The organism is Gordonia sp. PDNC005 (assembly GCF_016919385.1).
GTDB lineage: Bacteria > Actinomycetota > Actinomycetes > Mycobacteriales > Mycobacteriaceae > Gordonia.
In genome coordinates this window covers 1,234,676-1,256,486 of sequence record NZ_CP070351.1, presented here as the reverse complement: position 1 = coordinate 1,256,486, position 21,811 = coordinate 1,234,676, and the positions used below count along the sequence as shown (strand labels likewise).

Below are 21,811 nucleotides of genomic sequence, written 5' to 3'. Positions count from 1 at the left end.
CGTAGGACCCGATATACTCAACCCTCGCCGCCACCTAGTGTGACGGTCGACGCCTCCATAGCTCAGGTGGATAGAGCAAGGGCCTTCTAATCCCTAGGTCGCAGGTTCGAGTCCTGCTGGGGGCACTCCACACGCTCGTCGCGTCTCGCGAGTGGTACCACTGACGGCCTTCGAACCGCTATACGCGGCTCGCAGTGCAGAGTCGTACCACTTTTGCGCGACCTGCCACAGTGCACGGCGTCTAAAGTTCCCCGAAGCAGCCGCGGAAGCTCCTGCGAGCCTGATTTCTCCCAGAATCGGGGAACCTTACGCGCGGCTCCACGTCGGGTGCGCGGCGTCGGCACGCCGTGCCCCGGTGACGGCGCGAGCACCGGTCACTCTGAATCCGAGACTTCTGGCTCTCGGCCGATGGACTGAATCGCCGCCACTACTGCTGCCACCAACAGCACAACGAGAATCCGGTCGCCGGTGCCTTCTCCGCTCCCCGTCACGACCGCCACCAGGCCTGCGATCGCGATGAGCGTCCACGAGAATGCCGTCAAGCCGTCCGATCTTGTCATTGTTCCCCCATGTAGTTCTCACCTGCCTACATGGCAGGCCCCCGCTGATCACTCTTGCACGACAGCCCGGTGGACCTGATCGAACACACCGATCCCCACACTCAGCCCGCAGGCTTCAGCGCGATCGGACGCCCGCCGCCGTCGGTAGGATCGATCACCAGTACGAGAACTACGAAAGGTCGGACCGTGCCGCGTGCACCTCGCTTGGAACGTCTGGTCCTCCCAGAACTCGAAACGGGAGATGCGACCGACATCGCGCCGCACTCCGACGTCGAGCTGGCTGTCTTCGACAACGTCGACCTCGCAGCCGAATCCGCCGTGGGCGTATCCCTCGTCGAATGCGAGATCACGGCGTCGAATCTGGACGACACCGACTTCACCGGAGCCCGGTTCGCAGACTCACGACTGACTCGGATCACCGCTCCCCGATTCACCCTCGCCCGAGCGTTTCTCCGCAACGTTCACCTCACCGACAGCCGGATCGGCGCGCTTGATCTCTTCGACGGCAAGGTCCGCTCGATGGTCGTCGAGAACTGCAAGATCGAGCTGGTCAACCTGCGTGGCTGCGACGTGCGCGACGTCGAGTTCCGCGGCTGCATCATCGGCGAACTCGACTTCGGCGGCGCGACGGTGACTCGCGTGTCGTTCACCGACTGCCGCGTCGAGACGCTCGACGTGCATCGAGCTGAACTGTCCGACGTCGACCTGCGCGGCTTGACCATCGGCAACGTGCATCATCTCGACGGCCTACGCGGTTCCACGATGGACACCGACCAGGCCGTCGGCCTCGTCAATCACTTCGCCGCGCACCTCGGTGTGACTCTGGACTGATCGCCCGGGTCGGTGCTGGGATCAGCGGCGCGACTTCTGGAGTTTCTCCATCACCCAGAGAAGGATCACCGAGCCGAGGACCGCGGTGAAGAGCGTGAACCACCAACCGCCGGATTCGGTGTCGAACCAAAAACTGAGCAGGAAGCCGCCGATCAGGGCGCCGATGATGCCGATCACGATGTTCGCGAAGAAGCCCGAACCGCTGCCGTGAACGATCTTCCCGGCTATGAATCCGGCGATCGCACCGATCACGATGTAGCCGATCCAACCCACATTGGTCAGCGTCGTCGAACGGGCCAGGATCTCTGATGCTGCAAGAACGTCCATGTCAATGACCTCCGATAGTGGTTGAGTCCCAACGCTATCGGCTGATACGAGAGTTCGGAACCGTTACGGGCGCACCGTGACCTCGACGCCGTCCGACGTTGGCGTGACCGTTACCGCCGCCAGATCCGGCACAACGTAGTCGGGTGCGAACTCCGCCGCGTCACCCACCCCGATAACACGCATCCCGGCGGCCCGCGCAGCTGTGACACCGGCACGCGAGTCTTCGAACACGATGCAGTCCGCCGGGTCGACACCGAGGATTCCAGCGGCCTTGAGGAAACCCTCGGGATCGGGCTTGCTCGCCGCGACATCGTCGGCCATGACCGCGATCGACGGCACCGCGAGCCCTGCTGCGGCCATTCGACCCGCGGCCAACGGTTCGTTCGCCGAGGTGACAAGCGCGTGTGGCACACCGTTCAGCGACGCGAGAAACACTGCGGCGCCGGGGATCTCGACGATCCCCTCCGTCTCGGCGACCTCCCGCGCGAGCATGAGGTCGTTCTCACGCACGTTCTCCTCCTGCGGTCGGTCCGGCAGGAACTCCGCCATCACATCATGGCCCTGGCGTCCGTGCGCCCGGTGCAGAACGGTGTCGGCGTCCACCCCGTGGTCAACGGCCCATTCGCTCCAGATCCGGTTCACCACGGGCGTCGAGTCGACAAGCGTCCCGTCCATGTCGAGCAGGAGGGCACGGGCGGAGAGTGTGACAGTCATGCTCGCCACGGTACGTCCCGAGTTCGCTCGACGAACGGAGAACCACCGCTAGACGAGCAGAGAACCGCAGCCCGTCGAACGGACAGCACGACGAGAGTCAGATGCGGTCGAGGTTCCGCTCGAAGGCCGACTTCCCGGCGATCTGCGCGAGATGCGTGCGGACCAACAGATCCGGACCGAGGACGCTCGCCCGAATCACCGCGCCGGTCAGCACCGCGGGCCTACCGTTCACGATTCGACCGATGAGCTTCGACTCACGCACGATGGCGGTGACTCGCCCACGCCGAACGCTCTCGAAAGTCCGGCAGGCAGAGGCGACGTGGGGACCCGCAGCGATGCAGGCCGCCAGGATCACCGCGTCCTCGATCGCCTGACAGCCACCCTGTCCGAGGTGCGGGCGCATCGGATGCGCGGCGTCGCCGATCAGCACTGATCGCCCATCTGACCACCGCCTCGCGATCGGGCGGTCGTGAAGGTCGTTACGCAGAAGATTCCGAGGCGCGGTCGCCGAGACCAGTTCCGGCAGCGGAGCCGCCCACCCGGTGACCAGGTCTTTCACATGCGCGAGCTCGTCGTCGAAGAACGACTTCTCCCGCAACTGCTGGGTTGCGAACCAGTACGTGCGATCCTCACCGAGCGGCACCAACCCGAACTGCGATCGGGGCCCCAGCACCTCCCCCGCCAGAACGGGATCGAAGCTCGCGTCGGCGACGCCACGCCACGCGGTGTAGCCGCAGTACGTGCGCGGCAGCGGACCGTTCAACTCGACTGCCACCCGCGACGCGATCCCATCCGCACCGATCACCAGGTCGGCATCGAGCTCGGACGACGACGTGACGTCGACGCCGTATCGCACAGTCCCGACAGGCAGCCGTTCCGCGAGGACGGCGCGGAGCACCGACCGTTCGATGACGATCAGGGGCTCTCCGAGAGCGTCGATCAGGCGATCCGCTGCCGGGCGTCGGATCCAACTTCCATCACGCCAACGAACGGCGCCTGCAGCCACCGCTCCGCCGGCCGCGCGAACCGCCTCGCCCACGTCGATCCGGTCGAGCGCCGCCAAGGCGTTCGGCCAGATGGAGATGCCGCCTCTCGACTCCGCTCGAGGATCAGAAGACTCGACGCGAGGGTCGGGCACTCGTTCGAGAACCGTCACGTCGTGACCGTCGCGATGAAGGGCGACCGCAGCGGTGAGCCCCGCTATCCCCGCACCGACGACGATCACACGCACGGTCAGCGCCCGGTGTAGATGCCGGTCCGCTTCTCGAGCATCGCGGTGACCGCCTCGCGGTGGTCGTCGGTCTGGTGAGCCAGCCCCTGCATCGCGGCAGACAGTTCAAGAAGCTGATCGAGGGTCTGTTGAGACGATTCGCGCAACAATTTCTTCGTCATGCGAACCGCGACGGGCGGGTTCACCGCCACCCGCGCTGCGAGAGCCCTCGCAGTCGGCAGCAGTTCGTCGGAGGCGACCACCTGCGACACCATTCCCCAGTCGAGGGCGGTAGCGGCGTCCACCCGATCACCGGTCAGAGCCATCTCCGCGGCTCGCGCCGGACCGATTATCCGGGGCAGGAACCATGCGCCGCCGTCGCCGGGGATGATGCCGAGCTTGACGAAACTCTCCGCGAAGAACGCCGTCGACGACGCGACGCGGAGGTCGCACATCATCGCCAGGTCGCATCCGGCACCCACGGCTGGACCGTTCACCGCGGCGATCACGGGCACCTCCAATGAGTACATGGCGCGCGGGATCCGCTGGATGCCTTCGCGGTAGCCGATCCGCTGGGTGTGGCCTGCACCGCCGAAGAGTCCCTTACCGGCAGCCATTGCCTTCACATTGCCGCCCGCCGAGAACGCCGAGCCCGCGCCGGTCAGAATCACCGCACGGATCGACTGATCACTGTTGGTCGCGGCGACCGCGTCGACGATCGCGTCGATGATCGCCACGTCGGAGATCGCATTGCGCAAGTCTGGAAGGTTGAGAGTCCAGGTGACGACGTCGCCGTCACGCTCGATCAGCAGGTCGTCGCTCACAGCAGCTCCAGAATCGTCGCGTTGGCCATGCCACCGGCTTCGCACATCGTCTGCAGGCCGTAACGGATCCCGTTGTCGCGCATGTGGTGCACGAGGCGGGTCATGAGGATCGCCCCGGACCCGCCGAGTGGATGCCCCACCGAGATGGCGCCGCCGACCGGGTTGAGGACGGCGTCGGATGCGCCGGTCTCCTTCTGCCACGCGAGCGGGACCGGCGCGAACGCCTCGTTCACTTCGAACGCGCCGATGTCACCGATCGACAGGCCTGAACGCTTCAGGGCCTTCTCGGTCGCGGCGATCGGCGCGCTGAGCATGATCACCGGGTCGTCCCCGGCAAGGACCGTGGTGTGGATGCGGGCCAACGGCTTCCAGCCCTGTTCTGCTGCGGTCTCCGACGACGTGACGAGCAGCGCGCCTGCCCCGTCGGAGATCTGCGAAGCGTTTCCCGCGGTGATCACACCCTCGGGGTCGAACGGCGTCTTCAGGCCGCCCAGCTTCTCCGCCGTCGTGCCGCGACGCAGCCCCTCGTCGTGCGTCAGGCCGCCGATCGGCGCGAGCTGGGCGTCGAACGCTCCCGCGTCGATGGCCGCCGCGGTCCGTTCGTGGGAGCGGGCCGAGTACTCGTCGAGCGCCTGGCGTGACAGGTTCCACCGCCTCGCCATCATCTCCGCGCCCAGGCCCTGGTTGAACCCGTCCACACCGTAACGGTCGAGCACCGAGGCCGGGTACGGTGCACCGTCACCGCGGGCCGAGCCCATCGGAACCCGGGACATCGACTCGACGCCGCCAGCGATCGCGACGTCATAATGACCGGCGATCACACCGGCTGCCGCGAACACCACCGCCTGCTGACCGGATCCGCATCGCCGGTCGACAACGGTCGCCGGTACCGACTCCGGCCATCCGGCGGCGAGAACACCGACTCGTCCGATACTTCCCGCCTGATCACCCACCTGGCTGACACAGCCCCAGACGACATCGTCGACAGCGGCCGGATCGAACCCGACTCGATCGGCGAGCGCCCCGAGGACGTGTCCGGTCAGGTCACCGGGGTGAATCGTGGACAGGGAACCGTTTCTCTTGCCGATGGGTGTGCGAACCGCATCGACGATCACTGCATCGCGCATATGACCATCATCACTCACGGTTGATCGAGGCGTAACACGAAGGGGCACATCCGGAAACACACGGTGACGACGATCGATTCATGAACGATGCCACTCGCACCGTCGACACCGTGTGCGGTTACTGCGGCGTCGGCTGCGGCCTGACGCTCACCGTGGTCGACGGTGCGGTGACCGCTTCGAAGGGCACACCGGGGCATCCGGCCAATCGTGGACGACTCTGCACCAAAGGCTCGACCACAGTCGATCTGCTTTCCGCTCCCGGACGCCTGACCTCGTCGTTCATGCGTGCGGATCGGCTGTCCGAACGAGTCGAAGTCTCCACCGACGCCGCCGTCGCCGACGCGGCGCGCAGACTGTCGTCGATCCGCGACGAGCACGGACCCGACTCGATCGCCGTCTACGTCTCCGGCCAGATGTCACTGGAGGCCCAGTACCTCTCGAACAAGTTGACCAAGGGTTTCCTCGGAACCAACCAGATCGAGTCGAATTCTCGACTGTGCATGGCGTCCGCAGGCACCGGATACAAGCAGTCTCTCGGCGCCGACGGGCCGCCGGGCAGCTACGACGACCTCGACCACGCCGACTTGTTCTTCGTGATCGGCGCAAACATGGCCGACTGCCACCCCATCCTGTATCTGCGCATGATGGACCGGGTGAAGGCGGGCGCGAAGCTCGTCGTCGTCGACCCTCGACGCACCGCAACCGCAGCCAAGGCCGACATACACCTGCCGGTGCGGCCCGGAACAGACCTAGCCCTGCTCAATGGGCTGCTTCGTCTCGTCGTCGACGCCGGTGGTGTGGATCAGGATTTCATCAACGCCCACACCGACGGCTGGGACACGATGGGCCCACTATTGGACGAGTACCCGCAGGAACGGGTCGCCGAGGTCACCGGGCTCAACGTGGACGACCTCCGCGAGGTGGCGCAGATGATCGTCGACGCCGACGAGTGGATGAGCCTGTGGACGATGGGTCTCAACCAGTCCACGCACGGCACCTGGCACACTAACGCGATCTGCAACCTTCATCTGGCGACCGGCGCGATCTGCCGTACCGGTTCGGGGCCGTTCTCGCTGACCGGACAGCCGAATGCGATGGGCGGCCGCGAGATGGGCTACATGGGCCCGGGACTCCCCGGTCAGCGGACTGCACTGCTCGAGCGGGACCGCGCCGAAGTCGAGTCCGTCTGGGGTCTCGAACCGGGAACCCTGCGGTCGGATCCAGGCGGCGGAACCATCGACATGTTCGAACGCATGGCCGCCGGCGAGATTCGCGCCGCATGGATCATCTGCACCAATCCGGTCGCGTCTGTCGCCAACCGACAGACTGTGATCGACGCCCTCGAACGCGCGGACCTCGTGATCGTCCAAGAGGTGTTCACCGGCACCGAGACCGCCGAGTACGCCGACGTGATCCTCCCGGCAGCGCTGTGGACCGAGGCGGAGGGCGTCATGGTGAACTCTGAACGCAGCCTCTCCTTGTGCGCCCCTGCGGTCCCTCCGCCTGGCGACGCGCGCCCCGACTGGCGTCTGATCTGCGACGTCGCAACCGCCATGGGTTTCGGGCACCACTTCGACTTCCCCGACGCGGGAGCCGTCTTCGACGAACTGAAGTCCTTTCACAATCCACGCACCGGGTGGGACGTCCGAGGAGTCGACTACGCCCGGCTCCGCCGCGGTCCAGTCCAGTGGCCCGCGGCCCCGGAGGGGCCCGACCGAAACCCGATCCGGTACCTCGACGGCGAGGGGCTTCGGTTCGCGACGACCAACGGACGCGCGCAGTTCCTCGCCCGCCCGTACCTGCCTCCCGCCGAACTCCCCGACGACGACTTCCCCCTTCTCCTGACCACCGGGCGGCTCGCACACCAGTGGCACACGATGAGCAAGACCGGCCGGGTCCCCAAACTCAACCGGCTGAATCCGGCGAGCTTCGTCCAACTGCATCCGGACACGGCGTCCGGTTTCGGCATCACAGACGGCGACCTCGTCGAGGTCCGTTCTCGTCGCGGCGCCGTTCGTGTCCCGGCACAGACCTCGGCCGACATCTCCCCCGGCTGCTGCTTCGTGCCGATGCACTTCAACGACGCCGTCGGCCCCGACCTCGCCGTCAACGCCGTGACCAGCGACGCCGTCGACCCCGACTCCCTGCAACCCGAGTTCAAGGCGTGCGCCGTCGTGTTGACCCGCATCGACCAACCGTTGGAGACGCCACCTGTGACCGCTGAACCGCGCGACGCCCATCCTCTCGCCGCGGTGTTCGGAACCCTAGGGCGCCGTCCGGAGCCTCGGCCCACCGAGCAGGCGTATCTCTCCGGCCTCGTGCACGGCCTCACCGCGAATCCGCCCGTCGACGAGATCCCGACGATTCCCGATCAGTCGCCGTTGTCCGACGATGTACGGGCATGGGCGGACGGTGTGCTCGCAGGCTTCTATTCGCGCACTCCCGTCGCGACACCGGTCCACAGGGTTCCGACGCCGCCGTCGGTGACCGTCGTCTGGGCTTCGCAGACCGGGACCGCGGAGGAGTACACGACTGGACTCGAATCGACGTTGGACTCAGCGGGGATCGCCGTCACGGTGCGCTGCGCCAATGCAGTCGATCTCGACGAACTTCACGGAACGGTGCTGTTCGTCGTGTCGACGACCGGCGACGGCGACCCGCCGGACAACGGAGCGGCGCTGTGGACCCGGCTGTCGGCCGCCACCGAGTCCGACGTCGACGACCTCGACTACGCCGTCCTCGGATTCGGCGACTCGTCGTACGCCGATTTCTGCGGTTTCGCCCGCAAGCTCGACGGACGTCTCGCACACCTCGGAGCCACACGCATCACCGACCGCGTTTCTTGTGAGCCGGGCGACGAGGCCACCGCCGACACGTGGATCGCTGCACTCCTCCCGAAGTTCACCTCTCCCGAGTCGTCAAGGGCCGTGTCTCCCGCCAGTTCGTCGAGCGAAGTTCCTCCCTGCTCGTCGAGCGAAGTAGAGGCGTACTCCCGCAGGAATCCGCTGACGACGTCGCTGGTTGCCAACGACCTCCTGACCGGGGAGGGTTCGGCGAAGGAGGTGCGCCGTCTGGCGTTCGACCTGCCCACAGGCACTCTGACGTACGCGGCGGGCGACGCCCTCGGGGTGTTGCCGTCGAACGCGTCGACGCTGGTCGATGAGTGGCTGGCGGCGACGGGACTGGACGGCGAGTTCCTCGTCAACGTGGGCTCGGGTGAGACGTCGCTGAGGACTGCCCTGACCGATCATCTTGAGATCGCGCGCCTCACGCGCGACCTCTTGGTCTTTGTGAGTGACCGAAACGACGACCCGTTTCTGAGAACTCTCGTAGACGACCGACCGGCGTTCACCGACTGGTCGTGGGGACGGCAGTCAGTCGACCTGTTGACGTCGTATCCGGTAGCCGCCGATGTCGACGAGTGGCTGGCAGTGCTCCGTCCCCTCCAGCCCCGCCTGTACTCGATCTCATCGAGTCCCCGGAATCGACCCGACCGGGTGGAGATCACCGTGTCGACTGTCAGGTTCACGTCAGCCGATTCCGGATCGCCGCGCGGCGGGGTGTGCTCGACGTTCCTCGCCGACTCCGACACCGACACGCCCGTCCGGGTGTTCGTTCAGCCCAACTCGAAGTTCGGACCACCCGCCGACTCCGACGCGCCGGCGATCATGATCGGGCCCGGCACCGGGGTGGCACCGTTCCGTGGGTTCCTGCACGATCGGGCCGCGTCGGGGGCCTCCGGTGACAACTGGTTGTTCTTCGGTGAACAGCGCCGCGCGTCCGACTTCCTGTATCGCGACGAACTCGGCGAGCTCAGCGAAGCCGGTGTCCTCGACCGACTCGACGTCGCCTTCTCCCGGGACCAGGCCGAGAAGGTGTACGTCCAGGATCTGATGCGAGAGAACGCCGCCGAGCTGTGGTCGTGGATCCGACGGGGCGCGCACGTGTACGTGTGCGGCGACGCGTCTCGCATGGCACGCGATGTGGACGTCGCGCTGCGGGAGATCGTCGCCCAACAGGGTCGTCTCGCACCCCATAGCGCCGATCAATACGTCACTGCTCTCGCCGCCGACAACCGCTACGTCCGCGACGTGTACTGACCCCCGTCCTCCTCACACACGGATCCGTAACACTGTGCGGAAGCGGTGACAATCGGGCAACGCCGGACCCGATCAGCTGCAACACCCGATCCATAGCGTCGTGAGCATGAACAGAACAGTCGCAGTCATCGGGCACGGAATGGTCGGCCACCGTTTTGTCGAAGCACTCCGCACGCGCGACACCGACGCCCAGTGGCAGGTGGTCGTGATCGGTGAGGAGACCGACGCCGCCTACGACCGGGTCGGCCTGTCGTCGTATGTCGGAGGCTGGGATCGGAGCACACTGGCGCTGCCTGGCAACGACTACGCCGGAGACGACAATGTTCGGGTGGTGCTCGGTCGACGTGTCACCGGCATCGACCGCGAGGCCCGCGTCGTCCGCCTCGACGACGGCCACACTGTCTCGTACGACGCTCTGGTCTTGGCGACCGGGTCGTACGCGTTCGTACCGCCGGTGCCGGGCCACGACACCGTCGGTTGTCACGTCTACCGCACTCTCGACGATCTGGACGCCATCCGCGTCGACGCCGACGCCGCCCTCGCGGCGAATCCCGGGACGCCCCCGGTCGGACTCGTCGTCGGCGGTGGTCTCCTCGGTCTGGAGGCCGCGAACGCACTCCGCCAGATGGGCCTTCGGCCGCACGTGGTCGAGGTGAATCCCCGGCTGATGCCACAACAGATCGACCCGGCAGGCGGCGAGCACCTCGCACGGATGATCGGCGAGCTCGGCATCGACATCTCCCTGTCATCCGGGACGAAGGCGATCACCCGCGGCCGATCAGGAGGCGTCGCGGTGACGCTGGCGGACGACACCGTCGTCGACGCGGCCCTGGTCGTCTTCGCAGCCGGCGTCCGCCCGCGCGACGAGCTCGGACGAGACGCCGGACTGGCGATGGCCGAACGCGGCGGTGTGCTCACCGATCTGTCCGGCGTGACGAGTGACCCGGCGATCTACGCGATCGGCGAGGTCGCGGCAGTCGAGGGCCGTTGTTACGGGCTCGTCGGCCCCGGCTATGCGACGGCCGAGGTCGTCGCCGACCGCCTCCTCGACGGCATCGCCGAGTTCCCCGGAGCAGACACGTCGACGAAGTTGAAGCTCCTCGGCGTGGACGTCGCCAGTTTCGGCGACGCGCACGGCGAGACGCCGGGCGCATTGAACGTCGTGGTGAGCGATCCGATCAACGGGACATACGCCAAACTCGTCCTCTCCGACGACGCGTCGACCCTCCTCGGCGGCGTGTTGGTCGGCGACGCCGGGTCGTACGGTCTGCTCCGCCCGCTCGTCGGGTCGAGTCTGCCGGGCGACCCCGTGGCACTCATCAGCCCGGCCTCCGGCGACGCTCCCGCACTGGGTGTCGGCGCGCTCGGCGACGACGCCCAGATCTGCTCCTGCAACGACGTCTCGAAGGGAACCCTGTGCGCGGCGATCGAGAACGGCGCCTGCGACGTCGCGGAACTCAAGACGTGCACAGGTGCCGGCACGTCGTGCGGCTCGTGTGTTCCCCTGCTGTCGCAGATTCTGGCCGACTCCGGCGTGGAACAGTCGACCGCATTGTGCGAGCACTTCAGCGCTTCCCGCGCGGAGCTCTTCGAGCTCGTCCGCGCGAGTGGGATCCGCACGTTCACCGGACTCGTCGAGCGCTTCGGAACCGGGACCGGCTGCGACATCTGCAAACCGACAGTCGCGTCGATCCTCGCGTCCACGAGCAGCGATCACATCCTCGACGGCGAACAGGCGTCCCTGCAGGACTCGAACGACCACTTCCTCGCCAACATCCAGCGCAACGGCACGTACTCGGTGGTGCCCCGAGTTCCGGGTGGCGACATCAGCGCCGAACAGCTCATCCTGATCGGCGAGATCGCGCGCGATTTCGGGCTGTACACGAAGATCACCGGAGGTCAGCGCATCGACATGTTCGGCGCCACCGTCGATCAGCTTCCCCAGATCTGGAAGCGTCTCGTCGACGGCGGCATGGAGTCGGGGCAGGCCTACGGCAAGTCGTTGCGCACAGTGAAGAGCTGCGCAGGATCGGACTGGTGCCGGTACGGACAGCAGGATTCGGTGCAGCTCGCCATCGATCTCGAGCTCCGGTACCGAGGACTCCGGTCGCCGCACAAGATCAAGATGGGCGTCTCCGGGTGTGCACGTGAATGCGCGGAGGCCCGGGGCAAGGACATCGGTGTCATCGCCACCGAGAGCGGTTGGAATCTGTATGTCGGCGGCAACGGCGGCATGACACCGCGACATGCACAGCTCCTGGCAGGCGACCTCGACACCGCGACCCTGGTCCGCTACATCGATCGATACCTCATGTACTACATCCGCACAGCGGACCGACTGCAGCGCACCGCGGCCTGGATGGAGACGGTCGACGGCGGCCTCGACCACGTCAAAGCCGTCGTCGTCGACGACAGTCTCGGCCTCGCGGCCGACTTCGAGGCCGACATGGCTCGCCACGTGTCCGGTTACCAGTGCGAGTGGAAGGGCGTCCTCGACGACCCTGACAAGCTCGCCCGCTTCACATCGTTCGTCAACGCGCCCGGTGTTCCCGATCCCACCATCTCGTTCGGCGAGAGCCACGGCCGCAAGGTTCCGGTTCTCCTCGGGCAGCCCACCGTCAGGAGTTCCCGATGAGCCTCACTTTCGATCTGCACCGCTGGACCCGCGACTGGACTCCCGCCTGCGCGTTCGATCGGCTCCAACCGTTGCGCGGTGTCGCCGTCCTGCTCCCCGACCAGATGCAGGTCGCGTTGTTCCGGCTGGCCGACGATTCTCTACGTGCGGTCGGGAACATCGACCCCATCGGGCGGGCAGCGGTGCTGTCCCGCGGCATCGTCGGAGATCGGAACGGTTTCCCGGTCGTCGCGTCGCCGCTGAAGAAGCAGGCGTTCAGCCTCATCGACGGCCGGTGCCTCGACGTCGACGGTGTCCGGGTTCCCGTGTTCGCCACCCGCATCGGGATCGACGGCACGGTGTTCGTCGCGAACTCTCCGCAGGTCCGATTCGGACAGCGACCGGCGCCGATTCGATGACCGTCCTGCTCGTCGCGCACGGCACCCGCAATCCGCACGGTGTAGCCCTCATCGGCGATCTGGCGGCGGCCATGCGGGCCAGGCTCGCCACCCGGGTGGCGGTCTCGTTCGTCGACGTCCTCGGTCCCAGTCCCAGCGAAGCGCTCCGCGTGCTCTCGACGGACGCCACCGTGGTCCCGGCGTTCCTCGGGCGCGGATACCACGTTCGCCGGGACATACCAGCGCATCTGGCACAGGCCGGGCTGCCGCCCACCACGGTCACCGATTCGCTCGGCCCGTCCGACGAAGTGCTCGCCGCACTCGTCGGGCGGCTCGACGAGGCCGGTCGCCGTCCAGGCGACGCCGTGGTCCTGGCGGCCGCCGGATCGTCGGACCCGTTGGCGATCGCCGACATCGAAGGAGTCGCCGAGCGCCTGGCGCCGCTGGTCGGTGTACCGGTGACGATCGCATTCGCCGCTCCGGCTCCGAACGCGCCGCAGTTCCCCGGCGTCGTCGACGCCGTGTCGGGACTTCGTCGCGACCATCGGCGCGTTGCGGTCGCATCGCATCTGTTGGCGCCCGGACTGTTCCAGACACGACTCGAGCGCTCCGGCGCCGAGGTGGTCGCCGCTCCGCTCGGGTTGCACCCGTTGATCGTCGACCGGGCCTGCACCCTCGCCTCTTTCGGTGAATTGTCGTCGTACCACTGCGACAATTCACCAGTTCTCGATCCGGTCAGTCGACGGCGAGGCGATAGCCGCGTTTGACGACGGTCCCGATGATCTCGCGGACGCCGATGGCGTCGCGGAGACGGCCGATGGCAACTTCCACGGCGTGCAGGTCGTCCCCGGCCGCCGGCAGCAAGGCCAGCAGATCCTGACGTGAGACGACGTCACCGGGTTGTGCGGCGAGAGCTTTCAACACGGTCAGCCCGCTTGCGGAAACGTCACGCACCTCACCGTCGACCACTGCGGCAGCGGCATGGACACCGAGGCGGTGCCCAGCCACCGCGATATCCGGGCATCCCGCGGGGAGATCCTCGGTGATGAGACGAGCGAGTGCACCGAGCCGCATCCGGTCGGGCTCCACCGACGGTATACCAGCCGCAGCCAGTGGCGCCGACGTCACAGGCCCGACGCTGTACGCGACGACCGGACCCGATAAGGCTGCGAGCAAGGCATCACGAGCGCCGAGCTCGTCTGCTCTCAGCAGCATCGACGCCGCGGCGGGCGCCGATGTGAAGGCGACAGCGTCCACGCGTGCTCGGGCGACGTCGTCGACAAGAGCATCGAATGCGGCGACGTCGCTCGGTCCCTCCCATCGGTAGACGGGCACTCCGACGACGCTCGCACCCCGCCCGACGAGTCCTGAGAGGAATCCGGGATTGGGATCCCACGCATCGATCGCCCCGTGGAGTTGGACGGCCACTCGTTTTCCGCCGAGGTCGTCACCGGTCAAGTGTGCGAGCACCTCGGCGGACGATTCTGACTCCGGCGACCATTCCTCCCGCAGGCCGGCCGCGCGCAGGGCACCGGTGGCCTTCGGTCCGCGGGAGATGACACGGGCGCCGGAGAGCGCTGCAAGGAGCTCATCGGCCACGCCCCACTCGTCTGCGGCCTCGATCCACCCCCGGAAGCCGATGCCGGTCGTGGCGATCAGGACGTCCGGCGGGTTCTCGATGAGGTTCGCTGTGGCTTCCGACAGACCTCGGTCGTCGGCGAGCGGAACCATCGAAATGGCTGCTGCCGAAACGACTCGAGCGCCGCGGCGCGTCAGGAGGGCCTCGAACTCTTCCGCGCGCCGAGCCGCAGTGATGGCAACGGAGAACCCCGCCAACGTGGGCGGGGTTCTCCGGTCGGTACTGGGACTCATGAAGCAATCGTTCCAGATGTTGCCGGTTCCGACGCGGGTGCCTGCGCGTCGCCGCCGCTGACCGCGGCGGGCGTGGCGACATAGGCACGCCAGGTGACCAGGGCGGCGATCAGATAGAACACCGCGAAGACGGTGAACGCCCACACTCCGGATCCGGCGTCACCGGACTGGTACGACTGCCGAAGCACCAGGTTGATGCCGACGCCTCCCAGGCCGCCGACGGCGCCGGCGATTCCGATGACCGCACCCGACATGGACCGCGAATAGTCCGAGCGCCCAGCCTCGTCGAGAGGCAAAGACCGTGATGCCGCATCGAACACCGACGGGATGATCTTGTACACCGATCCGTTGCCCATGCCAGACAACACGAAGAGGGCGATGAAGGCGATCACGGAGACGGTGAGTGAACCGTTCCCGACGATCAGAAGTGCCGCGGCCCCGATCATGCCGACGAACACCCCGAGCGTGACCACGCTTCCGCCGATGCGGTCGGCGAGCTTCCCGCCGTACACGCGGCTGATCGAACCGAGCAACGGCCCGATGAACGCGATCGAGGCGGCATGCAGCGCGGCGTCACTTGCAGACTGACCGTCTGCTTTGAAGTTGATGACCAGCAGCTGCGCGAACGCGAACGAGAAGCCGATGAACGAGCCGAACGTCCCGATGTACAACAGTGCGATCACCCAGGTGTTCTTGTTGGCGACCGCGGCTCTCATCGCCGTCATGTCGACGCCGGGACCGACCAGATTGTCCATGAAGAGCGCAGCGCCGATACCTGCGACCACCAGCGCGACGAGGTAGAAGGCACACACCCAGTAGGGCTCGGTGTCGCCGACCAGCGCCAGGACGAGAAGTCCGAGCAGCTGGACGGCGGGCACACCCAGATTGCCCCCGCCTGCATTGAGACCGAGCGCCCAGCCTTTGAGTCGCTGGGGATAGAAGGCGTTGATGTTGGTCATCGACGATGCGAAGTTTCCGCCGCCGAGACCGGTCAACGCAGCACACACGAGGTACATCCAGAGCGGTTGGCCGGGGTTCGCGAGCAGGACGATCGTCGCCGTGACCGGGACCAGGAGCACCACCGCAGAGAAGATCGTCCAGTTGCGGCCGCCGAAACGGGTGGTGGCCATCGTGTACGGGAACCGCAGCACCGCACCGGTGAAGGTGGCGACTGCGCCGATCAGAAACTTGTCACCGGCCGAGATCCCGTAGACGTCGGAGGGCATGAACAGCACCATCACCGACCACAGGGACCACACGGAGAAGCCGACATGTTCTGCGACCACCGACCAGATGAGGTTTCGGCGCGCGATGTCCTTCCCGCCGGACTCCCATGCGACGACGTCCTCCGCATCCCAGTTCTCAATCGTGCGACTGCGTCTCACGTCTGCCTCCTCGTTCCGAGCCGACGGCTTGGTCGTCGACTGTCGCCTTTGAAACTAGGGACGCCATGTTGCATTCGACGGCGGTGCCGATCACCGGTACGTAATGAACACCTCGCAGCCGAAGCGCCGCATGTGTGAGATCGCGGCCAGGAAACTGGCAGGCCGTGCACCCGAATGCTGCCAGGAACGATTCCTACCTTGAATCACGTGGCGCACACCAGAGGCGCCCGAAGAGAACAAGAATCGATCTGCGATCAAGGAGAACACCACATGTCGAACACCACCGCACCCCGCCCCGGCGCCCAGCAGCCGCACCGCCAGAACCAGCAGCAGCCGACGCGCCGCCGTCGGACGCGTCAGTGGGACCGCCGCAATCACCGCTGGACCTGGATCTGGCGCTGACAACCACCGTCTGAACCCTGCGTGCGCCGGACCCCCTCGGGTCCGGCGCACGCGGCGCTTCTGCACCCAGTCCGATAGAGAGAGCCCACCGAATGACCGCCCGCCGTGCCCTTGCCCGCTTCGTCCCGCTGCTTCGCGGTCACCGCCGCCTGCTCACGACGGCGGCCCTGCTGTTCATCGTCGCGGCGGGTTGCGACGCTGTCGGCGTGTTTGTGCTCTCCGACGTCGTCGACAGCGCACTCGACTCCGATACGACAACCGCGCTGATCCCCCTCGCGTGCATCTGGATCGCCATCACGGCAGCGTCATCTCTAGGCGACTACTTCGGCCAGGTGATCGCCGCGAAGGAGTCGGAGAAGATCGTCCTGACGTTGCGGGACACCGTGTTCGCTCACGTCCAACGGCTCTCACCGGCCGCTCACCGGAGGCGAGGGATCGGTGATCTGGTGGTCCGACACTCGAGCGATCTCGAAGCCGTTGAGCACCTCGTCGCGTCGGGCTTGCTCACGGGTGTGATCGCGGTCGTCAACATGGTCGCACTCCTCATCGCCGCGTTCTGGATGAACACTGTCGTCACCGTCGTCGCGGTGTGCGCGGTGCCGCCGATCGCGCTGCTGTCGGCCTGGTACGGGCGCCGACAGACCCAGGAGACGTGGCGCGAACGTGACGCCGACTCCGCCCTCACCGACACTCTGCACTCGGCGCTGACCGGTCACGAGGTGACCGTTGCGTACAACCAGGAGCACACCGAGCAGACCGCACTGCATCGTCGCGGACGGGACTGGATGGCGGCACGGGTGGCGCTGACTCGGGTGGAGGCGGGCTTCGGCGCAATGCTCGGATTCGCCCAGGTGCTCGTGTCCTTGGGCGTCGCGATCGTCGGCGTGTGGCAGGTTCGTCACGGTGCGATGAGCGTCGGCCAGTTGATGGCCCTGACCGGCTATGTCGCGATGCTGTATCCCAAGTTCCAGGAGTTGGCCGAGGTCCGCTTGTCGCTGGCGTCGACCGGGGTCAGCGCGGCCCGGATCGCAGAGCTGCTCGACGAGGAACCCCACTCACCGGATCTCCCCGGAGCACGGACACTCACCATTCACGAAGGTCGGGTTGAGTTCCGACGAATCGTCATGCGGCGCGGCGCCAGAACGGTGTTGAGGAACGCCGAACTCACCCTTCCCGCCGGTCGGGTGACTGCGCTTGTCGGCCCCAGCGGCGCGGGCAAGTCGACGATGGCTGCGCTCATCGGGCGCCTTGAGGAACCCGACGGCGGATCGGTGCACATCGACGACATCGACCTCGCTTCGACGACCGCGGGGTCCGTGCGCGACCACGTCACCGTGCTGCCGCAGGCACCGATGATAAAACCCGGAAGCATCGCAGAGAACATCGCCTACGGGCGACCCGACGCGTCGCGGGACGACGTGATCAGCGCAGCCGTCGCGGTGGGCGCCGACGACTTCATCCGCGCCCTGCCCGGCGGCTACGACACGGTGCTGGCAGACGGTGGACTCGAGCTGTCCGGCGGACAGCGTCAACGTCTGTGCATCGCTCGAGCACTGCTGCGCGACACCCGAATCCTTGTGCTGGACGAACCGACATCTGCGTTGGACGACGAATCGGTCGCCGACCTGATCGACCCGCTCCGGGCGCTGACCGAGAACCGCACCACGCTGCTCATCACGCACGACTCCCGGGTTCTGCGTCTCGCAGACCGAGTGGCGACGCTCCGAGACGGTCGAGTCCTCGAACCGGAGACGTGCTGGTCAGTCGAGGGCGACCACAGCCAGCGCGTCGTGCGCGATCGTGCCGAAGTAGAGCACGCCGTCGCGTTCGACGACACTTGTGGCGAACGAGAAATCGACGTCGTCGAGCCTGACCTCGCGCGCCACCGCGCCGTCGAAGGTGAGGCCGAGGGCCCACAGGGTCTCGTCAGGCGCAGGCCCCACACGTTCGGGGGCTCGCGCGAGTACCTTCCTGGCCCTCAGCGGCAGCTTGAAGAGCGCTTCGAGGACGCTGTTGCGCGGTGATGCCAGGGCCACCCACACTCGTCCGTCACTGCCGACCGACATGTTGTCCGGATAGCCGGGCAGATCGTCGGCGAACACATCCCAGTCCCCTGCGCGCGCGCCGGTGAGCCACAGACGAGAGATCCGAGCCGCACCGGTTTCGGCCACCAGCACAAACGTCTCGTCAGGCGACAGCACAACACCGTTGGCGAACTGCAGGCCGCCGCGCAAGACGTCGACTGTTCCGTCGGGATCACGACGCATCAGCCGTCCGGTGCCCGAGTGTTCGATGAGGTCCGCCCGCCATCGATCGATCGTGAAGCGTTGACTGGACGATGAGAAGTACACCGAACCGTCCGACGCGGTGACAGCGTTGCTCGCGAAGTGCAGCGGGCGGCCGTCAACGGTGTCCACGAGGACCTCCGCACGCTGTTTGCCTGCATCGATGAGGAGCAGCCCGCGGTCGTGGTCACAGAGGACGATCGAACCGTCAGGCCGGACGTCGAGCCCGAGTAGACGTCCCGCGGTGTCGGCGATCACCTCCACAGTTCCGGACTCCGGGTCGACGGCGAGCAGTCTCCCGTCGGAGAGTCCCGTGCCGATGCGGCCGTCCGGCAGCACTGCGACGTCTTCGGGCGCGGATCCGGGGAGGTCGATGCGTCGGAAAGTGCTCACGGCACCTTTCTTAGCAGGGATTGTGGTCAACCGCTCTCCATTATGAACATTGTTGCATAACATTCTGTTGCATACCGCGCAGTTGCACTGCTAGCGTCGTCGCATGGCATTGGAGCACGCCATCCTCGTCTCACTGACCGAACGACCGGGGACCGGCTACGAGATCGGGCAGCAGTTCGTGCGGTCGATCGGGTACTTCTGGTCGGCCACACATCAGCAGATCTATCGCACTCTCAAGAAACTGCACACCGACGGACTGGTGAGTTTCGAGGAGATCGAGCAGGACGGCCGCCCGGACAAGAAGGTCTACACGATCTCCGACGCCGGTCGCGCCATGCTCGCCGAATGGGTCGTCACCCCGACCCCGTTCGCTCCGCTCCGCAGTGATCTCGGCGTGAAACTGCGCGCCGCCGACATGGGCGATCTCAATGAGTCGATCGCCCAGCTCGCCGCTCATCGTGACGAGGCAGCCGCCATGCTCGAGGTGTACTCCGGCTTCGAACGCGACTACTACCCCGACCCCGATGCACTGCACGGGCGTCGTCTCAATCAGTACCTCGTGCTCCGCGGCGGAATCCGCATGTGCCGAAGCACCCTTGACTGGTGCGATGAAGCACTCGAAGGCCTGCATCGGGAACTCCGCCGAACCACAGCCACAGCCACAGCCTGAAGTCAGCCCAGCCCGAAAAGAAAGGTCGCGCCATGTCAGCCCAGACGGCCGAGCCAAACACCCACTATCCGCTCCTGTTCGAGCCCCTGCAGATCGGTGGCACCACGCTGCGGAACCGTATCGTCATGGGTTCCATGCACACCGGCCTCGAAGACCGCCTGTGGGACACGCCGAAGCTCGCGGCGTACTACGCCGAGCGCGCCCGCGGCGGTGTCGGCCTGATCATCACGGGTGGATTCTCTCCGTCGCGGACCGGTCTGCTGCTGCCGTTCGCGGGCAAGATGACCAACCAGGCCGACGTCCTGCGTCACCGCGAGTTCACCAAGGCCGTGCATGCCGAGAACGGCAAGATCGCGCTCCAGCTGATCCACGCCGGGCGGTACGGCTACACGCCGTTCAAGGTGGCCGCGGGCAGTGAGCCGTCACCGATCCACCCGTTCAAGCACTTCCAGATGACCGAGCAGGTCATCTGGCACGTGATCCGTTCGTTCGGCCAGGGAGCCAAGCTCGCCCGCCGTGCGGGATACGACGCGATCGAGATCATGGGCGGCGAGGGCTACCTGATCAACCAGTTCCTGTGCCCCCACACCAATGACCGCACGGACAAGTGGGGCGGTTCGACGGAGAATCGTCAGCGCTTCCTGCTGGAGATCATCAAGGAGATCCGCAAGCAGGTGCCGCGCGACTACCCGATCATCCTGCGTCAGAGCGTCGCCGACTTCGTGAAGAACGGTCAGACGTTCGACGAGATCGCGCAGCTCGCGCGCAAAGCCGAGGAGCTCGGCGTCGACGCGATCAACACCGACATCGGCTGGCATGAGGCGCAGGTCCCGACCATCGTCACGTCGGTTCCTCGGGGCGCGTTCGTCAAGTTCACCGAGCGTCTTCGCGACGTGGTGTCGATCCCGCTTATCGCGTCCAACCGCATCAACACCCCCGAGTTCGCCGAGGAGATCCTCGGAGGCGGCAAGGTCGACGCCGTCTCGATGGCGCGTCCGCTGCTCGCCGACCCGGAGTTCGCGAACAAGGCCGAGCAGGGCCGCTCCGACGAGATCAACACGTGCATCGGCTGCAATCAGGCGTGCCTGGACCATGCGTTCGTCGGCAAGAAGGTCTCGTGCCTGCTGAATCCGCGCGCCGGACGCGAGACCGTCCTGACGCTCGGCGCCACACGAACGGCCAAGAGGGTCGCCGTCGTCGGCGCAGGCCCCGCCGGCCTGTCCGCGGCGGTCTCGGCGGCACAGCGCGGCCATCGCGTTGACCTCTTCGAGGGCGGCGACACCATCGGCGGCCAGTTCTCCATCGCGGCCCGCATCCCGGGCAAAGAGGAGTTCAGCGAGACGATCCGCTACTTCACCCGCCAGCTCGAGATCAACAACGTCACCGTGCACCTCGGTACACGTGTGACCGCTCAGGACATCATCGACGGAGGTTTCGACCAAGTGGTCGTCGCGACCGGCGTGGTTCCTCGCATCCCGGACATCGACGGCATCGATCACCCGATGGTCGTGTCTTACGCCGACGCGGTCCTCGGTCACCGCGAGATCGGCAAGCGCGTCGCGGTGATCGGCGCGGGCGGCATCGGTTTCGACGTGACCGAGTTCCTGACTGTCGATGAGTCCCCCACCCTCAATCTGAAGGAATGGGAGCAGGAGTGGGGCGTCACCGAAGACCTGGACACTCCCGGCTTCGTCACCAAGCCGCGCCCGCTCCCCGCGACTCGCCAGGTGTACCTGGTGCAGCGCAAGCCCGGCGGCCAGGGCAAGACGCTGGGCAAGACGTCCGGCTGGGTGCACCGCGCAACGGTCAAGATGAAGGGCGTGGAGCAGATCTCGGGCGCGAGCTACGACAAGATCGACGACGCGGGACTCCACATCACGGTGCGGGACAAGGAGGGCAACGTGACGGGTCAGCGTGTCCTCGAGGTCGACAACGTCGTCGTCTGCGCGGGCCAGGAATCGGTCCGCGACCTCGTCGATCCGCTGACCGAGGCGGGCGTGATCACCCACGTCATCGGTGGAGCCGATCTCGCGTCCGAGCTCGACGCCAAGCGAGCAATCCGTCAGGGAACGGAAGTCGCCGCGGGCATGCCGTGATCT

Annotated in this window: 17 protein-coding genes, 1 tRNA gene and 1 pseudogene; 10 read left to right on the top strand and 9 right to left on the bottom strand. The window is 66.5% G+C overall.

Annotated features, from left to right (window positions below; translation table 11 throughout):
- Nucleotides 1–51: 51 nt before the first annotated feature.
- A tRNA-Arg gene (locus tag JVX90_RS05910) sits at nucleotides 52–125 on the top strand.
- A 249-nt stretch (nucleotides 126–374) separates the two neighbouring features.
- Here the strand turns inward: JVX90_RS05910 and JVX90_RS05905 are convergent.
- Complete coding sequence (locus JVX90_RS05905) at nucleotides 375–560, bottom strand: hypothetical protein (RefSeq protein ID WP_205331482.1); 186 nt, start codon at nucleotides 558–560, stop codon at nucleotides 375–377.
- A gap of 186 nt (nucleotides 561–746) precedes the next feature.
- On the opposite strand from JVX90_RS05905, the gene JVX90_RS05900 reads away from it, so the two are divergent.
- Nucleotides 747–1,391: a pentapeptide repeat-containing protein gene (locus tag JVX90_RS05900; RefSeq protein WP_205331481.1), complete on the top strand. Its 645-nt coding sequence runs from the start codon at nucleotides 747–749 to the stop codon at nucleotides 1,389–1,391.
- A gap of 21 nt (nucleotides 1,392–1,412) precedes the next feature.
- Here the strand turns inward: JVX90_RS05900 and JVX90_RS05895 are convergent, their stop codons facing one another.
- The 5 genes from JVX90_RS05895 to JVX90_RS05875 form a co-directional block, all read right to left on the bottom strand.
- The gene (locus tag JVX90_RS05895) at nucleotides 1,413–1,718 is read right to left on the bottom strand and encodes a GlsB/YeaQ/YmgE family stress response membrane protein (protein ID WP_205331480.1); all 306 of its coding nucleotides are present in this window, start codon (nucleotides 1,716–1,718) and stop codon (nucleotides 1,413–1,415) included.
- A gap of 63 nt (nucleotides 1,719–1,781) precedes the next feature.
- Nucleotides 1,782–2,432: an HAD-IA family hydrolase gene (locus JVX90_RS05890; protein ID WP_205331479.1), complete on the bottom strand. Its 651-nt coding sequence runs from the start codon at nucleotides 2,430–2,432 to the stop codon at nucleotides 1,782–1,784.
- A gap of 97 nt (nucleotides 2,433–2,529) precedes the next feature.
- Entirely contained in the window at nucleotides 2,530–3,669 is a 1,140-nt protein-coding gene (locus JVX90_RS05885; RefSeq protein WP_205332293.1) for an FAD-dependent oxidoreductase, read from the bottom strand.
- Nucleotides 3,666–4,466: a crotonase/enoyl-CoA hydratase family protein gene (locus JVX90_RS05880; RefSeq protein ID WP_205331478.1), complete on the bottom strand. Its 801-nt coding sequence runs from the start codon at nucleotides 4,464–4,466 to the stop codon at nucleotides 3,666–3,668. The genes JVX90_RS05885 and JVX90_RS05880 overlap by 4 nt, the downstream gene beginning before the upstream one ends.
- Nucleotides 4,463–5,593, bottom strand: a complete 1,131-nt coding sequence (locus tag JVX90_RS05875; RefSeq protein WP_205331477.1) for an acetyl-CoA C-acyltransferase — start codon at nucleotides 5,591–5,593, stop codon at nucleotides 4,463–4,465. Before JVX90_RS05875 ends, JVX90_RS05880 begins: the two co-directional genes overlap by 4 nt.
- Nucleotides 5,594–5,673: 80 nt before the next feature.
- On the opposite strand from JVX90_RS05875, the gene JVX90_RS05870 reads away from it, so the two are divergent.
- The 4 genes from JVX90_RS05870 to JVX90_RS05855 all read left to right on the top strand — a co-directional run bounded on the left by JVX90_RS05870 (nucleotide 5,674) and on the right by JVX90_RS05855 (nucleotide 13,472).
- Entirely contained in the window at nucleotides 5,674–9,693 is a 4,020-nt protein-coding gene (locus JVX90_RS05870) for a bifunctional nitrate reductase/sulfite reductase flavoprotein subunit alpha (protein ID WP_205331476.1), read from the top strand.
- A 106-nt stretch (nucleotides 9,694–9,799) separates the two neighbouring features.
- A complete protein-coding gene (nirB, locus tag JVX90_RS05865) occupies nucleotides 9,800–12,328 on the top strand; it encodes a nitrite reductase large subunit NirB (protein ID WP_205331475.1) in 2,529 nt (842 codons plus the stop codon).
- The gene (gene nirD, locus JVX90_RS05860) at nucleotides 12,325–12,726 is read left to right on the top strand and encodes a nitrite reductase small subunit NirD (protein ID WP_205331474.1); all 402 of its coding nucleotides are present in this window, start codon (nucleotides 12,325–12,327) and stop codon (nucleotides 12,724–12,726) included. The genes nirB and nirD overlap by 4 nt, the downstream gene beginning before the upstream one ends.
- Nucleotides 12,723–13,472, top strand: a complete 750-nt coding sequence (locus tag JVX90_RS05855; RefSeq protein WP_205331473.1) for a CbiX/SirB N-terminal domain-containing protein — start codon at nucleotides 12,723–12,725, stop codon at nucleotides 13,470–13,472. Before nirD ends, JVX90_RS05855 begins: the two co-directional genes overlap by 4 nt.
- Here the strand turns inward: JVX90_RS05855 and JVX90_RS05850 are convergent.
- Both JVX90_RS05850 and JVX90_RS05845 read right to left on the bottom strand, forming a co-directional pair.
- On the bottom strand, nucleotides 13,441–14,577 hold the full coding sequence (locus tag JVX90_RS05850; protein ID WP_205331472.1) for a uroporphyrinogen-III synthase: 1,137 nt from the start codon (nucleotides 14,575–14,577) through the stop codon (nucleotides 13,441–13,443). The two genes, JVX90_RS05855 and JVX90_RS05850, sit on opposite strands and share 32 nt — an antisense overlap.
- Nucleotides 14,574–15,962, bottom strand: coding sequence for an MFS transporter (locus tag JVX90_RS05845; protein ID WP_205331471.1), 1,389 nt, complete (start codon nucleotides 15,960–15,962; stop codon nucleotides 14,574–14,576). The genes JVX90_RS05850 and JVX90_RS05845 overlap by 4 nt, the downstream gene beginning before the upstream one ends.
- Nucleotides 15,963–16,232: 270 nt before the next feature.
- Here JVX90_RS05845 and JVX90_RS20685 point away from each other — a divergent pair, with 270 nt between their 5' ends.
- Together JVX90_RS20685 and JVX90_RS05840 are read left to right on the top strand one after the other, a co-directional pair.
- Nucleotides 16,233–16,364, top strand: a complete 132-nt coding sequence (locus JVX90_RS20685) for a hypothetical protein (RefSeq protein ID WP_275889945.1) — start codon at nucleotides 16,233–16,235, stop codon at nucleotides 16,362–16,364.
- A gap of 92 nt (nucleotides 16,365–16,456) precedes the next feature.
- On the top strand, nucleotides 16,457–18,388 hold the full coding sequence (locus tag JVX90_RS05840; protein WP_240194073.1) for an ABC transporter ATP-binding protein: 1,932 nt from the start codon (nucleotides 16,457–16,459) through the stop codon (nucleotides 18,386–18,388).
- 9 nt (nucleotides 18,389–18,397) lie between these two features.
- On the opposite strand, the pseudogene JVX90_RS05835 reads toward JVX90_RS05840, so the two are convergent.
- Nucleotides 18,398–19,105 (bottom strand): annotated as a pseudogene (locus tag JVX90_RS05835) (SMP-30/gluconolactonase/LRE family protein); the annotation flags it as partial.
- Between the two features lie 40 nt (nucleotides 19,106–19,145).
- Here JVX90_RS05835 and JVX90_RS05830 point away from each other — a divergent pair.
- On the top strand, nucleotides 19,146–19,712 hold the full coding sequence (locus tag JVX90_RS05830; RefSeq protein WP_205331469.1) for a PadR family transcriptional regulator: 567 nt from the start codon (nucleotides 19,146–19,148) through the stop codon (nucleotides 19,710–19,712).
- Nucleotides 19,713–19,744: 32 nt separating this feature from the next.
- Complete coding sequence (locus tag JVX90_RS05825) at nucleotides 19,745–21,808, top strand: NADPH-dependent 2,4-dienoyl-CoA reductase (protein WP_205331468.1); 2,064 nt, start codon at nucleotides 19,745–19,747, stop codon at nucleotides 21,806–21,808.
- The last annotated feature ends 3 nt before the right edge of the window (nucleotides 21,809–21,811 follow it).